The sequence below is a fragment of the Mesorhizobium sp. L2C066B000 genome, from assembly GCF_000502335.1.
Lineage (GTDB): Bacteria > Pseudomonadota > Alphaproteobacteria > Rhizobiales > Rhizobiaceae > Mesorhizobium.
Window position 1 is genome coordinate 1 of the sequence record NZ_AYWZ01000034.1, and the last position, 15,025, is coordinate 15,025.

Sequence of the window (15,025 nt, forward strand, 5' to 3'; positions counted from 1 at the left end):
CTCCAAGCCGCTGCTCATCATCTCGGAAGACGTCGAAGGCGAGGCTCTGGCCACGCTGGTCGTCAACAAGCTGCGCGGTGGCCTGAAGATCGCCGCCGTCAAGGCGCCGGGCTTCGGTGATCGCCGCAAGGCCATGCTGGAAGACATCGCCATCCTCACCGGTGGCCAGGTCATTTCGGAAGACCTCGGCATCAAGCTCGAGAATGTCGGCCTCAACATGCTCGGCCGCGCCAAGAAGGTGTCGATCTCNTCGGAAGACCTCGGCATCAAGCTCGAGAATGTCGGCCTCAACATGCTCGGCCGCGCCAAGAAGGTGTCGATCTCCAAGGAGAACACCACCATTGTCGACGGCGCCGGCAAGAAGGACGAGATCCAGGGCCGCGTTGCCCAGATCAAGCAGCAGATCGAAGAGACCACGTCGGACTACGACAAGGAGAAGCTGCAGGAACGTCTGGCGAAGCTCGCGGGCGGCGTCGCGGTGATCCGCGTCGGCGGCGCGACGGAAGTCGAAGTCAAGGAAAAGAAGGACCGCGTCGACGACGCCCTCAACGCGACCCGTGCGGCCGTGGAAGAAGGCATCGTTGCAGGCGGCGGCGTCGCACTGCTGCGCGCTTCGGCCAACATCAAGGTCACCGGCGTCAATGCCGACCAGGCTGCCGGCATCAACATCGTTCGTCNCCTGCGCGCTTCGGCCAACATCAAGGTCACCGGCGTCAATGCCGACCAGGCTGCCGGCATCAACATCGTTCGTCGTGCACTGCAGGCTCCGGCCCGTCAGATCGCTTCGAACGCAGGTGCGGAAGCTTCGATCGTTGCCGGCAAGATCCTCGACAACAAGGGCGCGACCTACGGCTACAACGCCCAGACCGGCGAATATGGCGACATGATCGCCATGGGTATCGTCGATCCGGTCAAGGTCGTGCGCACTGCCCTCCAGGACGCGGCCTCGGTCGCCGGCCTGCTCGTCACCACCGAAGCCATGATCGCGGAGGCTCCGAAGAAGGAGTCAGCTGGCGGCGGCATGCCTGGCGGCATGGGCGGCGGCGGTATGGGCGGGATGGGCGGTATGGATTTTTAATCCAGCCCCTATCAACTTAAGCGGACGGGGCGGCAGCAATGCCGCCCTTTCCTTGTGTGCCGAACATGATCGAAACCCTGGAGTGCGTCCCGAGGATCTCGTTCGAGCCTCACCGCATGGTCGAGAATTAGGATCTTGTCTGATCGAGCAATTCGCGGGCTCAACCTGGTCAAACCGGCGCCCCCTACGAACTGCCCGAACCTTGAGATTCCGCTGCGCGACAATCACGATGATTCATTCAGTTGGTAGCTATAGGCGGTGAATCATGAGGGGCATTGAGGAGCGTGGCAAGGCGCCCATCTCGGCATTTAACTCCATCGAGCGTGATATCAGGGACAATTCTCTCATCGGAACCGGCGGCTGGCGTTGAAGGACCCGGTGAATCATCCTGATCTATAGTGGAGCAGACGCGCTCTGAGCCTCAAGAGCGTTTCCTCCTCTGAGTATCCTTGATCTGCCGCTGGACATTCTCGTTGATATTGCTGAGCGGCTCAGCCCGATGGATCTGCTGAGGATTTCGCACACAAATCAAGAGCTGCGTGTCGCCGCGATGATAGTCGCAACGCCTAAAGAAAGGCGGATTCAGGTTCAGGCCATCTGTGGCAGCCCTTGCACCGGGCTCCAGCAACGTCTCGTCGTCGTGGCCGAGGGGCCTCGTGACCCCGACGACTGCGCTACGGCCTTGTGGGGCCTCGGAGCGGGCGTGGCAGCGCTTGCACCCGAGCTCCAGCGGCGTCTCATCCTCCTCGCCGAAGGGCTTGAGCCCAGGTCTCAGACCATTGCCCTGGAGGGCCGCGCACCGGCCCTTCGAAGCCGGCAACGCCGACAAAAGGCTCTGTCGCAAACCTGGAAATGGGGTTGTGAACGGCCATTTCGGCCTGTCCGTCAGGCAGCGAGGAGATCGAAACAGCGATCGACAGCCTTGTAGGCATACCTCGCCTGTCGCTTGCCCATCATGTGGATCATCTCGATGCCGGAGAGGATAACCACGTCGTTCGCATGCGACTTGAAGCCGATAGCCTGGTCGAAATGGCGGCCCTTGAACATCACGTGCTCCTCCACAACTGAGGCGTTTTTCTTGCCATGCTCGCTTACAAAAAGGTTTGCGACAGAGCCGTTCGAACCGCATGCCGACACCATCGTCAAGGGCGGCCGCGATGTCCATTATGGCCACAAGCTCACCCTGACGACGGGCAGGCAGTCTGTTCTTTCAATTTAGACCAACTATGCGGATGCCGCCTCAGTCAATTCAAGAATGTAACCAATGCCGCGCATGGTCGTGATACGTGGCGTTGCACCTGACCTTCTCAGGTGTCCACGTAAGCGATAGATTCCGACTTCAAGCGCGTTGGCAGATACCTCGTCGTTGAACGAATAGAGGTGATCTTCCAACTGCGCACGAGGCACGATGCGGCCTGCACGGATAAGCAGATGCTCTAAAATACATAGTTCGCGGCGTGCGATCTTCAGAGGATGACCCGAGACGGAAACCTGTCGGCCGATCGGATCGAAATTGAGATTGCCAAATACAACGATGGGGTCGGTCACCTGTGTCGACCGGCGCAGAATGGCTCTCATTCTGGCGATGAGCTCATCGAAAGAGACGGGCTTGAGCAGAAAGTCGTCCGCGCCACCGTTGAAAATTGCAATCCGCTTCTCGAGATCGTTGATGCTACTCATAATGAGGGTTGGAACTGAATGCCCGTTGCTCCTTAGCTGTCTCAGCCAGCCCAAGCCATCGCCATCTGGCAGAGCCAACTCCAGCAGGAGAATTTCATAGGTTGCGCAACAAAATGCCCTCGATGCCTGTTCCAGGTTGCCAACTACATCAACGGCAAAACCGCTATCCCCGAGCGCAACTCGCACAGCGCGCGTAAGATCCACATGATGATCAATGAGCAGCGTTCGCATTTCACGTCCTATCAAGGTCGGACAGGTCACCGTCCGCTGTAAGACCGGGGCGACAGCGGAAGTCGCGCAACTCTTCGTAGTGTTCGTAACGCTCTTTCCGATGGGTGATCGCGGGAGCATGCAAGCCGCACGCCTGCAATAGTCGGGGATGGAACACGTGAAGACCTATTGACGGGCTGAAACCGTCGGTCGGCGGGCCCACAATGCCACCGACTCTGCCTGCGATTTCTCTGCGCATCGATCCTCCTATGGGTTGCGTCGCAACATCCAGCTGAGGTCGCAAGGGCAGGTTGCGGCTTTGTTCATTGAGAGGACCCCCTGGAGGCAATACCAGGAGGATTCCCTATATGGCACTTCCCGATTTACCACCGGTCATTCCGAACCACGTTCGGCGGCTTTGAAGACACTCATTGAGCGCGGCTAGGTAAATCAAGGGTACGACTGCCGGGTGTCGATGCCGCTTTTGAAGCAGGCATCGGCACCAGCTCGGTGAGCGTCGCCCGCGCAATTCAGCGGACGCGCTCGATACACCCAGTCGAATCGTGCCGCAACTTGCCGCGCCGATAGGGCGCCCGAAGACTTCAGACTTGTGACCGAAGGTCTACGCCCAGTCCTCCTCCCATTATCCACCTCCCTCAAATCAAAGTGGACGTTCAATCTGAACAAATTACGCCATCGTATCACAAACGACTTACCGATCCCCGACGTGCTCTAGCCTTAGTGCTTGTTAAGAAGGTCGGCTACTGTCTCTCCGCGTCGCCGGGCATCGGCGGCGAGCCACACCTCCCCCACCTCATACACGTCGCCGTGGGTACTGAACGGCACAATGACGTCAATGGCAGCCGACAGCAGGTCAAGAAGCGTGTGGTCTTCCACAGCAGCTCCTTGCGGGCTGCTCTTGACGAGTGAAAAGAGCTTTTTAAAGCCTTGGACCGGATCCGCCCCATGAATCGTTGATATTGATCCCGCATGGCCGGAGACGACTTCGCTAAGGTAGGCCCAAGCAGCATCATCGCGCATCTCGCCAAGCAATATTCGATCAGGGCGCATGCGCAAGCTGGCTTGCAACAGTTGCTCGGCTGTCACCGCACCTACGCTTGCTCGGTCCTTCGGATAAAGTAACCGGACATGGTTCTCGTGCGGGATTGCAAGTTCGAGCGTGTCCTCGATACTTATCAACCTCTCTTGCGGGGGTATAGCGTTGATCAAAGTCTTGCTCATTGTCGTTTTGCCGCTTCCAGTAGGTCCGCAAAGCAGCATCGTGAGCCGCCCGCAAACGCATGCTCGCAAAAATTGCTCCAAGTCACCATGGTCGTAGTGCTGAAGAATCGTTTCGTCCTGCCGCTCTTGGCGCTCCTTTCGTGACCGCCATTGATTCCAACGCGAGTATTCGTAGCGAGAAGAAACTTCCTTGAGTTCGGTCACACGACTTGAGGGACGCCGTATCGTCAGGCTTATTGTTCCTGAGGGAACAGCGGGCGGCAAACAGATCTGCAGCCGCTCTCCGTTCGGCAGCTCAGTCGCACAGAGGGGGCTTTGCGGTCCGACATCTTGCTTGCGCAGCGCTCCAGCGAGGATCGCGATGTCCTCCAGATCGTCATAAGATAGCGGCAGCGGATGTTTCGTGAAAACGCCGGCCTGTCGGACAAAGGCTTCCCCAGGCCGGTTGATAGCGACCTCTTCGGTCCTTGGCTCCTCAAGCCATTTCAAAACAGGGTTGAGAAGCAAACGCAATTGAGGGTCAGCCTCCGGTCGCATTGTTGTCTCTCCGGCGTTGGCGATGTTGGGGGGCTGGCGCCACGGCGATCGGTCTAAGATCGTATACATCTGAGAAATCGAGGTCCCGAGCCACAAAGATGGATACAGCATCTCCCTGGTTTTTCTTCAGAGTTGGCGGAACGTTGATCGTTGCTCTAAGGGTCGTGTCAACGGCTTGTCCGGCGTTGCTCTGGAAGCTGTTGATGCCGCTTCCTCCACCTGAGCTGCCAGCGTATTGACCGGCGGCCTGAAACGCGCCTTGAATGACGCTCATGAGCATTGCTCCGCCAAAGCGCTGCCAGAAGTGATTATCCACCGTGCCAGGCATTCCGGAGCGGCCGAGCTCGTCAGCGCCCGGCGACGCTAGCGAAACGAGGGCATGGTCAGGCGTTTCGATGCGCGTCCACAGCACGAAGACACGCGCATCCCCCTGTTGGAGACCACGCTGGATCTCGCCAATCACGGTCGTCCCGCGATCCAAAAGCACCACGTTGTTGGTGGCGCCGCGGACGTCTTTAGGTAAGACGCACTTCACATAACCCGGTAAATTTGTGTCGACTGCCGTTTGCAAAATGCAGGGAATTATCGTTCCTTGGGTAATCACGAGATCAGGGTGCGGCAAAAGTGTGGCCCGGCTTGGCTCCTGTATATCTGGTTTCAATCGCCCCGTCAGATCGCCAGCGTCTGAAATCTCATGCGAGGTCGCGGGAGCATCCCTATGGTTGTCTTCGCTCCGCTGACCGTCGTTGGGCATTTGACCGCTGCCACTGTAGGCGAAAATTGGTGTTTCCTCCGGCGGCGGATCAGCTGGCGCCGAAGGCGGCGTGGATGGCGCAGAATCTCCTGCCTGCGCCGCCTGTACGGGTGCTGGAGCTTCGGGAGCAATCTCAATCGGCACGGGGCGGAATGGCTCGGCGTCGGCGACAATTGGAGGTTTTGGCTGAGTTGGCTCGTCTTGTGTGCTGGGACGACCGCCGAGCCAGATGAGCGATAGAGATGAGATGAGAACAAGAGCAGCGACGGCCAACTTCTGCAATCCCGAAACATGCCGGCGGGCCGGCTCCGAGACCATCGATCCTGAGGCATGGACATCATGTCCCGACTGTGGGCCGGTTTCATTCATCGGCCGGGCCTTTCAAAACGCGCCACACGTCGGGTGTCACTGTACCGGTCCCTGGCGCTCGTCCCACAGGGTCATAAGCCCTGTTGAAAATGGACAAGACCGTATTGCCATCTCTCAGACGCCATTCCCGGGCGACTGCGGATACTTCAACATAGTCTCCTTTGACCGTGTAATTGGCAGCGGCTTCCTTGCCGTCGGGATTGATAATGTAGAGGGAGGGTATGCGGGAATTGCTTGCGAAGCCAAATACGGTGGTAAAGCCATTATCGAAAACTTCCAGCGGCGCCAGCGATCGATCGCCCTTTGCGACGTAGTGAAAATTGCTTTCGTCCGGACTGGTAGTTGCGGCGGGCCGATTCAACAAATCCTGAACTCTCTCGTCGCGCAGCACTTTCGCCCGGGCCTGACCAAGAATCGAGCGCCTTTCTGCGTCTTTTCTCTGAGCAGCAGCCTCATCAGCAGGATAGGTGAACTGCACACTGTAGTATAGGTCAGGTTGCTGCTCATCGAGTTTTGGCATCGCTCTCGTTGAAATACTGAAGACGTATCTCCGTGTACCCGACTCACTCTCGGCCAGCACGATGACCGGCTGCGGCGGGAGCATCCGGCTAGCCTTAAAAAAGAGATAGTTGGCGCGCGGGAGCGCAGCCAGGTCTTTGCTATTGGAAACGGCCACGGCTGCGACTGTCTCGTTGGCCGCGAATGTGACAACCAGCGTTGCCCCCACTGCGGTAGACAGGCGCACCACTTCGTCAGGACGGTAAGCCAGGTAGCGCATGCGCGCATCATGCTTGCCGGCAAGTGGTGTGTCTTCCGCGGACGCTTCCATCGTTAAGAAGAGTGAACAGACCAGCGCGAGAAACGCTCTTTTTGTCATGGCTGCACATAGCCCAGGTTCGATACGCTATCTTCCGAGCTTTGATAGGAAGTGACGAGTAGACCTCCCGGATTGGTGAGCCTCGATTGCCCAGGCAGACCCGTCAAGCGCTCGTAGCGGATGGTAGCTGTCCAGGTGGTCACTATCGGCATCTGCCCATCGACAACAAGCGAACGTTTGTAACGGATCTGTTGAACGTCCGGACTGATGTCGTTTGAAGAAATATGCCCGACCTCGAGCTTGCCGCGTTTGCCGACCGTGACCTGCGGCGAGGTGGGATTCGGATAGTTGAAGAAATCTTGATATTGCTGTCGCACAGCCGGCGCGCTGAAACTGGATACGAGGTCATAGGCGTATTGGGCTGTATCTGCTGTGTACCCCTCGCGCAGGCGTACATATTCCCACAGCGAAGCATTTATGACGGCTCGGTCTTGGGTTGCCGGCAGTCGAGAGACTGACACTTCGCTGTCGACGGTCCCATCCGGCCGGACCCAGAGGAACACAGGTACGAGCTTGGCCAACGGGACCATGGCAGCAATGGTAAATGCCTGGGCAACATTTCCTAGGACCGCCGCTGCGGCAAAGGCTATCAGGGCCTTTGACAGGCGCCGCGCAGACTTCGCTCGTGAAGTTTGAAACGCTTCCACCTTCTTATAGTGGGCGGCTAGCGTTTCTCTCTCCACCAGAAGGGCATGTTCAGGAACTTTCACTTTGGCTCTTCCGCGCATTCGACCTGAAGATCCTCAGGGGTGGTTTCCCATTGTCCCACGTTCAGTTGGAATGGGGCACCCGCGCATGTCGCAAGCCCATGGCTCGTCTTGCAGGCGGCCAAAGCGAGGATTGACAGAAGTAGGCAATATTTCATGTTTTTGGCACCGAGCTTGTCGATTGATTAAGCACCCGCCGTTTTGGCAAAGTGGCGATTGAGGCTGTTAAGAGGTCGGTTCGCACCTCCCCAAGAGCCGCCGGCGATGCTGCTGGCGATCGTCGGAAGCGCGACGATCAGAGCGTCACCAGCTAGGAAAAGCATGTCGAGCTCGTAAAGCCCGATGATCTTGGCTGCTGTCGTGCCCGAGAATTTGATCATCAAAAGCATGGCTGCCAGCGAGACTGCTTCGGCAGCGATTACTATCGTTGCAACGATGTTGAGGAGGAGAAGCAGCAGCCCGTACGAGAGCAGTTGGCCGATCCATCTGGTGGCTATGTCTCGAGTGTGATCAAAAAGGTAGCCTACAAGGACCAGGGGGCCGATCGTCAAGAGCACCTTCGTCAGAATTCCAACGGCATCGTAGATCTCGAACGCTGTCCACAGCGCGCCGTAGAAAATCCATTGCGCTCCCTCGAAAGCAAGTATGTCCTGGCCGTTCATAGGCCCAATTTCGGAAGCAATCAGCTGAAAGACATACTGGCTTGAAGCAAACATGAGATCGAGCTTCTGGGGGATTCCGATGAAGGGCAAGTCGCTGCCACTGATGTCGTGAGCCAACCTCGGAATCGTGTCGTCGAAGAGCGCTTCAATGTACTGCTGATAGTTGGCCTGCCCTAAGATAAGGGCGACGACAATCGACACCATGATTACGCGCGAGATACCCCCGCGCGCATCGACTTGACCACGCATGACCAGACAGCCTTGGATTATTATCCAGAGCGTGACACACGCAACCAGAGGCGCACTGACCGCCGCTTGGACGTTTTCAAGCACTTTGTGCAGCCCGGACGTGAAGGCCCCATGAAAGATCGTGTGTATAGTCGTGAATGGCGCGGGAATTTTGAAATTCATGGCGTGAGCCTGATGTGTCCCTGATCAGCGCAGCTGAGCCTGATGAACTCTGTGTGGTTTACGGGAGGATGCTAAACATATTAGCGGTGTCCTGATGTTCGCGACGCTGCGTGGCGGCCTCCTCCACGGCGTGAAGGCTCCCTTGTGCAGTGGCCATTGTCAGCAGACTCGTGGCCTGGACATTTTGGATCATCGCATCGTGAATCTGCTTGAGGACCAGACCGTTGGTCACGGTGGCCTGCATAATATTTCCCGAGCGGGAAAGCTGACCAAGCGTGCCGGCGTTATCCTTAAGGCGCTTGTCCATCATGCCCAAAGTGTCGGCTGCAATAGCTGCGGCATTGGCGGCCCCGGCGATTTGTCCCTGTAACAGTTTCGCTTCTGAATCGGTGCCGTTGACTATCCGATTTGGGTCCTTCGCAATGTTACGGGCCATAATCGAAGCTGGCGCCCGAGCATCAAACATCTGCTCCTCCAGCTTATTGCTCGACGGGTAGTGATTTCCTTGGTTAAGTGAGCTTAGCAGTCCCGTGACAGCGAATGACGACGTTAGAATTGTCACCATTTCAATCGTGGTAGCGAGCGTCTCGATTGACCTCTCAAGGATCGCCGCATTGGAAAGAGCTGTTAAGGTCGCTTGTGTTTCTGTTACAGGGTCGCTGACGATAAATTGCGAACGGGCCTGTCCGTGAAGCAGAAGGGAAGCAGCAAGGGTCGTTACTGCAAGTTTGGCAAATTTCATGAATATTCCTCCGTCAGTCTTGAACTTCGTGGTACCGGGCCATGAACTTGTCGAGCCACCCACTTGGGGCGTCTCCGTGCTGGTTACGAAGCTGGTCGGCAAAGCGCACTGTGTTGGCCCGCCCCGAGAGTACGGCTACGTACTCGCGCATCTGCCCAAGATCGAATTCGCAAACAATACTCCCGCTATCGCGCTTGAGCAAAAACTTGCGGCTGCCGATTGCCATTCCCTGGCGGATTGCCTCGAACTCCTGCGCAGTGCACTTCAAGCCATCGACATACGCAGAGCGGTCCGCCGTCGGTGATGGGTAGAAAATTTTCGTCATACATTGCGCAACGAGACTAGCTCCGAGAGGCGATTCCAGAACGTGTTCAGGCTGCTGCGTTGCGAGTATCAACATGCCGTTGTTTTTGCGGACCGTGAGCAAGAACTTGTCGATAACGGCCGAGAATTGGGGGTTGAGTAGATAGAATCGAAATTCGTCGCAGCTCATGACGAACCGACGACCATCGACGATAGCGCCCACTCGATGCAGAAGGTATGCGGCGGCCGGTGCACAGACCTCCTCATATTCCAGGAGCTGCGTCATGTCGAAGCCCGTAATGGAGGCATCCAGCCTTACTTCGTCCACGTCGCCGTCAAAGGCCCATCCAAGCGCCCCCCCTCTACACCACCGCTGCAGCCGTGCTCCTGCGCCCTCGGAGGGGCTGTGCAATAGGAACTCGCGCAGGCCCGCAAGTGAGCGCATAGGGGGTTCGAACGAAAGCTGACGAACAATGCCGCGTTCCAGCCGACGGCTTTCCTCCGGCGAGATCGGACCACGGCCGTCACTCTCGATCAGGGCCATCAACCACTCGCGCAGAAAGTCCCGGGAGGCGGAGGTGTTGTCCAGTCCACGCAGAGGGGCCAAGCCGCTCGGAGCGCCTCTGCGCAACGCAAGATATGTCCCTCCCGTGGCTCGCACCAGCAGTTCACCACCCCGATCCTTGTCGAAGAAGACGATCGCACCATTGCGATCGACCAAGCTTTGCTCAAGCATCGCGAGGACAAAGGTCATCAGCGTCGTCTTGCCTTTGCCAACGGGCCCGAATATTGCCGTCATGCCGACGTCATTCTCATGGGGGATGTAGTCGAAAGAAGTTCCACCGTTTGTGCGAAAGCGCGCAACAGCATTGCCCCAGTGGCCGGAACTGGAACCGCTTGGGAAGTTCTCAAATGAGACGAGCCCGGCAAAATTGTGTGAGGTGATCGCCCCCGGGCGCGTGCGCCACCTGTTGTTCCCCGGAAGTTGGGACCAATATGCGGCCTCCATGCCGATGCCCTCTTGGACGATAACGGCGCCCGCGTCGGCCAGCCGTGCGCGGGCACTTGCTGCGCGATCTGCAAGGCTATTGAGGCTGTCGGCATAGACGCACAGGCTCAGATGATGCGAACCCATCACGAATTCGTTGCTTGCCAGTGCGTCCTCTGCCTCGGCAAGTTCATTGATCTGGGTGAGAGCCTTGTCGCCGGCACTCGTCATCTGGCTGGACTTAAGGCTTAGTTTGGCATGAGCTTGTGGGCGAGTGAGGAAGGAAAAGCTCTGGCTCAGGACAAGCGGGAAGTTGGCGGACAGCAAGGAATTTAGCATGCCCGGCCGCGTCGTCGCCGGATATTCACGGAACGAAAACAATGATCCGACGGAGCTATCCCCGGGCCTTCGAATCTCAAGCGCCCGCTTCCCGCAGATGACCTGGTCAGTGTAGATCGAGGCGCCAAGTGAGCCGGTAACCATCGGAACCGGAAGAAACCGGCAAGTCATCATGAGCCGAAGCGCCTCGCCGATTTCCGTGAAGAGCACGTTGCCTTTCTCACGAATGCCCAACCGGCGCAGACCGTAACCGCCGAGTGCGCCAGCAGTGATGTGCCAGAGGTCTTCCAGGCTCCGCATTTGGGTGGCTAGATCGTGCTCATTCCGTCTGCGAGACTTGGCAATCCGCAAGCCGATCTTGCCGATTGCGGTGCGGGGGGACACGATCAAAGTGAGGAAGTGATCGTTGCGAAAGAGCTTTCCCGACAGCACACGACGCTCGTAGGCCTCGCTCAGACTGCCAGCGAATGCACTTTGAAACTGGCGCGGCGCCGGCGCCGGCACATCGTTGTGTCTCACAAGATGAGCGTATATCGAGACATTGTCATCGGCGATGTTGCGCAAGAGAGTGTTGAACGCGCGGCAGCGCGAGTTGCGCATCTCAGCGTCTTCCAAATCAAAGGGCACACCGTTCACATGTGCCATGGCCATGATCGATCCGTCTTCCAGAAGGACAACCTGATCGCTTACGTGACCAACATACGGAAGGTAGATCTCGCCAGACCTCTCGGTCCGGCCGCTGGCGCCGAACATTACACCATTCCTCTTCCGCGTTTCGGCACTCTGATCGGATTGGCGCTGACGCTTGCGCCTCCCCAGACCGGCCCGTCCACGCTTCTGCCGGCCGTCTGCAAATAGAGCAGCACGACGCTTGCCGCGTTATAGTCACGCTCAACAACCAGCCGTGCTCCGAACCAGAGTGGCACGAGAACGATTTCGTAGAGCGGGTTCTGAAGGATAATGATAACAAGCCCAGCCAACATCATGAGCAATCCGGCCAGCGTCAGCGGCACCCCCAGAAACAGTGCGGGGCGCGTCGCCGCCACATAGAGGGTGCTCACTTCCAACCGGTCGCTCATCAGCCGCCGCCTATGAGCGCCTTGCCCAGGAAGCTGGCCCCGAACATGATGACGATCCCTCCAACGACACCCGCAACCAGGCCAAGTGAAGCACGACCGAACATCCAAGAGATACCGATGGCTACGAGCCCGAGCACGGCCAGTGATTGTCCAAAGGGGCCAAGTATGAACGTGCAGATATTCTGGACCATCTTGGCAGGATCCGTCCCTCCGGTCACCTGAGCCGCGGCTGGCCCGCTGTAGAAGACCGTCCACGCCGCGCCTGCAGCAGCGGCCGGTACATATTCAGCCGCCATGCGCAGCATGGAAAAAGGCGAAGGAACACGCGTTTTAAGCGCACGAAGTATCTTGAGTGGCGTCATCATTGCATCTCCATGTTTCAATCGAATACGAGTTTGTTCGGGTTCGAGGGTTCCCGTGCTTTCGCAGCCTGGCTGCCTGTCGGATCGGAGGGATCGGCCCCGGAGCGGTCTGGCTGATACGAGCCCCAGATGTCCCAAGAATCTTGGTTGGGCTGCTTCTTTCTATTGGCCTGTTGGCTCTGCTGGAGCAGAGGCGGCACGGCTTTCCGACCGGGTGCCTCAAGGTGCGGCACATCTCGAGCAGTCGGCTCCAGCGTTCTCTCAAGGAGACTTGAGATGTCCTTTGCGGCCGACTCGACCTTGCGTACATAACCGTTGGCGAAGCCATGCGTGACGTCGCCCGTGTTATAGGCCGAGATGGCACGGCGAAGCGCCAGTTGCTGTGCCACAGCAGTGGTGCCGCCGGCATACCGGCTTTCAAGCAGGTGGGCGGCTGCCGAAAGCGAGGCGCAGGGCTCGAAAGCCCTTTCCGGCGTAAGATTGAGCATGGCAAAGTTCTTGCTGTTTATCTGCATCAATCCAACATCGACAGAATGTTGTGCTTCGAGGCGTTCCTTGATGCCCCGCGTGGCTTCCAGGTGGTCTATCCAGCGAAGCTGCTCACCTGTGGTGTTGTCATGAGCCACCAGCGTGTCAAAGCCACTTTCAATCTTGGCAATCGCGGCCAGGGTGGACGGCGCAACCCAGGGGGCGCATTTGCGCGACAGGCTGCGGAACTCACGCGGAGAAAGTGGCGCGGGCTCGGCTGGGAGTGACATGGATGTCATCAGGACGATGGCCAGCGGCCAAGCTGCAATAAACATTCCCTATCACCTACCTTTCCAAGCCGCCGGACGGGTTCTGGCCCTGTCCGGCACGCGCTTATCGGGGAGGTTTGTTACTGTGTGATGTTCAAGTTCAGCTTTTCGGTTTCAATTGAAGCAAAGACCGTGTTCGTATCAGCGTGGGTGAGCATCTTGCGCATGCGTGGGTGGCGCGGGCCCGATCAGCCAGCGACATCCGGAGCATCTTGGTACAATGACTCCTGTACAGGATTGCTCGTCCCGGCCGTCCGTTGCTCCTGGAGTGTGGGCCGCGACTTTGGCGTCATGGACGGTACTTCTGTCAGCGCCAAGCCAAGGACAAAATGGGGAGCTTGGCGGGCTTGTTCAGGCTCGGGATCACCGTGGGGAATCGACTAAGGCGATAAAGCGGCCCAACTTTGCCGGTATGCTGCCGGTCCTTAAAGAGCAGCCATGCGCGGCCCCTGCATACTCAGATCATTGCTTGAGACGCGAGCTCGTCCGCGAAGCTGGCTCGAAGGCGCAAATCCGCGGCGGCGAGGGTCAACTGGGAAGACGTGGCGGCGCAGCCCATCCTGGTGCGAGCCTCGTTCAGCTGTTCGGCCGCCGCCGCCAAAGGGTGGATCATGCACAGTCCCATCGGCAGATAACCGCACGTCATTGACGCAGTCCGACGGCGCAATGGACAAGCATAGTGACACGCTCAAGATGGAGGAGTTGCAGTAACTGAGAAATGTTAGCCCGGACGTTCACCGCAACCGGCGACCTGCCGGTCGCCGAACAGCATTTGAGGCCGCCGGCCACCTTGGACGAAGCCGGCAGGAGACACACTATTTTGCACAAGGCCGCTGCAGCGAATCACGGTCTTCTTCCGCCGACCGCCTCTCCGATCAAGCCAAACGCCGCGCTGCTCAACCATGTCCGAGCTGGATCCACGAGCCGGAGGATATCGAGATGATCCAGGTCCGCAAACTCCAGGATGACCAGGATGCAAGGGCATAGCAGGAAACTTGGCATCCATGAGGTCGAACTTGAGTGATATTGGCAGGCCTGCACCAACGGGGGAGCTCGAAGCGAAAAAGCGAAGGACCACACGGCAGGGTCATGTCGGCGCTGGGACCTGTCTGGTGTCCACGGGCTGCCTTGGTGCGGTCAATTCGCTGGGGATGAAAAGAACAGGACGAGCACGGCCTCACATTGGCCGCACGCAACGGCGAGTGGTATCAAGGAGCAGCTGTTCTGGGTCGGTGCCCCAGGGTTGCTCGGCAACAGGTTTAGACAAGGGGATTCAAGATTGAAGGTGTGCCGTTGAAACATGTTCTTGTCATTGACGATGATGCCGCAATGCGGCGCCTCATCGCCGAGTATCTCACGATGCATGCCCTGAAGGTAACCGCAGTCCACGATAGCAAGCAGTTTGACTATGTTCTTTCACGTGAGCCAGTCGNGTGCTATCCAGAGAACGGCTTTTGCTCGCGAGCCGTGTGCGTGGAGAAGAGGTGTACGATCGAAGTATCGATGTCCTAATCATGCGCTTGCGCCGAAAGCTGGAGGCTGATGCGGCCAACCCTCGCCTGGTCAAAACATCCCGTGGCGCAGGGTACTTCTTCAACGCTGACGTAGATGTTAGCTACGGAGGCACGTTGGCCGCGTGACAGTGAGCTATGCTGGAGATTGGGGTGACGAGGCTGATCAAGCCTTCCAACAGTACCAGCCTGATCAATTACGGCGAGAGCTACCGGTCCGGAGATCGCATCAGCCCCTCTCTGCATATGCACGCGGCCGCCTGAATTGCCGATTTCGCTCAGCTGCTGCTGAATGGCGACGGCTTGCGGCGCATTCAGGGCCCTCTGCGTCTCCGCTGGCCACAACAGCGCTGTGGAATGTTCATTGTTGGGACTAC

13 protein-coding genes and 2 pseudogenes are annotated in these 15,025 nt (G+C 58.0%); 2 read left to right on the forward strand and 13 right to left on the reverse strand.

What is annotated here, in order from left to right; translation table 11 throughout:
• A partial coding sequence (locus X733_RS136905) for a TCP-1/cpn60 chaperonin family protein (protein ID WP_023820383.1) occupies window positions 1-1,078 on the forward strand: 1,078 nt, incomplete at its 5' end.
• Between the two features lie 885 nt (window positions 1,079-1,963).
• Here X733_RS136905 and X733_RS1000000169995 read toward each other — a convergent pair.
• The 13 genes and pseudogenes from X733_RS1000000169995 to X733_RS136845 all read right to left on the reverse strand — a co-directional run.
• Window positions 1,964-2,095 (reverse strand): annotated as a pseudogene (locus X733_RS1000000169995) (IS6 family transposase); the annotation flags it as partial.
• A 207-nt stretch (window positions 2,096-2,302) separates the two neighbouring features.
• Entirely contained in the window at window positions 2,303-2,989 is a 687-nt protein-coding gene (locus X733_RS136890) for a response regulator transcription factor (protein ID WP_023673698.1), read from the reverse strand.
• A gap of 717 nt (window positions 2,990-3,706) precedes the next feature.
• Complete coding sequence (virB11, locus tag X733_RS136885) at window positions 3,707-4,747, reverse strand: P-type DNA transfer ATPase VirB11 (protein ID WP_023673699.1); 1,041 nt, start codon at window positions 4,745-4,747, stop codon at window positions 3,707-3,709.
• Complete coding sequence (gene virB10 / locus X733_RS0136290; protein WP_031194319.1) at window positions 4,731-5,870, reverse strand: type IV secretion system protein VirB10; 1,140 nt, start codon at window positions 5,868-5,870, stop codon at window positions 4,731-4,733. Before virB10 ends, virB11 begins: the two co-directional genes overlap by 17 nt.
• A complete protein-coding gene (locus X733_RS136880; protein ID WP_023679588.1) occupies window positions 5,863-6,747 on the reverse strand; it encodes a TrbG/VirB9 family P-type conjugative transfer protein in 885 nt (294 codons plus the stop codon). Before X733_RS136880 ends, virB10 begins: the two co-directional genes overlap by 8 nt.
• Entirely contained in the window at window positions 6,744-7,457 is a 714-nt protein-coding gene (locus X733_RS136875; protein WP_023685154.1) for a type IV secretion system protein VirB8, read from the reverse strand. The genes X733_RS136880 and X733_RS136875 overlap by 4 nt, the downstream gene beginning before the upstream one ends.
• Complete coding sequence (locus tag X733_RS1000000169175) at window positions 7,454-7,612, reverse strand: type IV secretion system lipoprotein VirB7 (protein WP_081731114.1); 159 nt, start codon at window positions 7,610-7,612, stop codon at window positions 7,454-7,456. The genes X733_RS136875 and X733_RS1000000169175 overlap by 4 nt, the downstream gene beginning before the upstream one ends.
• Before the next feature lie 27 nt (window positions 7,613-7,639).
• The gene (locus X733_RS136870; RefSeq protein WP_023673703.1) at window positions 7,640-8,527 is read right to left on the reverse strand and encodes a type IV secretion system protein; all 888 of its coding nucleotides are present in this window, start codon (window positions 8,525-8,527) and stop codon (window positions 7,640-7,642) included.
• Window positions 8,528-8,585: 58 nt separating this feature from the next.
• A complete protein-coding gene (locus tag X733_RS136865; RefSeq protein ID WP_023673704.1) occupies window positions 8,586-9,269 on the reverse strand; it encodes a type VI secretion protein in 684 nt (227 codons plus the stop codon).
• A gap of 13 nt (window positions 9,270-9,282) precedes the next feature.
• Entirely contained in the window at window positions 9,283-11,652 is a 2,370-nt protein-coding gene (locus tag X733_RS136860) for a VirB4 family type IV secretion/conjugal transfer ATPase (protein ID WP_023685155.1), read from the reverse strand.
• Window positions 11,652-11,978, reverse strand: coding sequence for a type IV secretion system protein VirB3 (locus tag X733_RS136855; RefSeq protein ID WP_023673706.1), 327 nt, complete (start codon window positions 11,976-11,978; stop codon window positions 11,652-11,654). Before X733_RS136855 ends, X733_RS136860 begins: the two co-directional genes overlap by 1 nt.
• A complete protein-coding gene (gene virB2 / locus X733_RS136850) occupies window positions 11,978-12,283 on the reverse strand; it encodes a pilin major subunit VirB2 (RefSeq protein WP_023673707.1) in 306 nt (101 codons plus the stop codon). Before virB2 ends, X733_RS136855 begins: the two co-directional genes overlap by 1 nt.
• A gap of 74 nt (window positions 12,284-12,357) precedes the next feature.
• Window positions 12,358-13,143: a type IV secretion system lytic transglycosylase VirB1 gene (locus X733_RS136845; RefSeq protein ID WP_023820386.1), complete on the reverse strand. Its 786-nt coding sequence runs from the start codon at window positions 13,141-13,143 to the stop codon at window positions 12,358-12,360.
• Window positions 13,144-14,430: 1,287 nt separating this feature from the next.
• Here X733_RS136845 and X733_RS1000000169180 point away from each other — a divergent pair.
• A pseudogene (locus X733_RS1000000169180) lies at window positions 14,431-14,777 on the forward strand (winged helix-turn-helix domain-containing protein).
• Window positions 14,778-15,025: the final 248 nt, after the last annotated feature.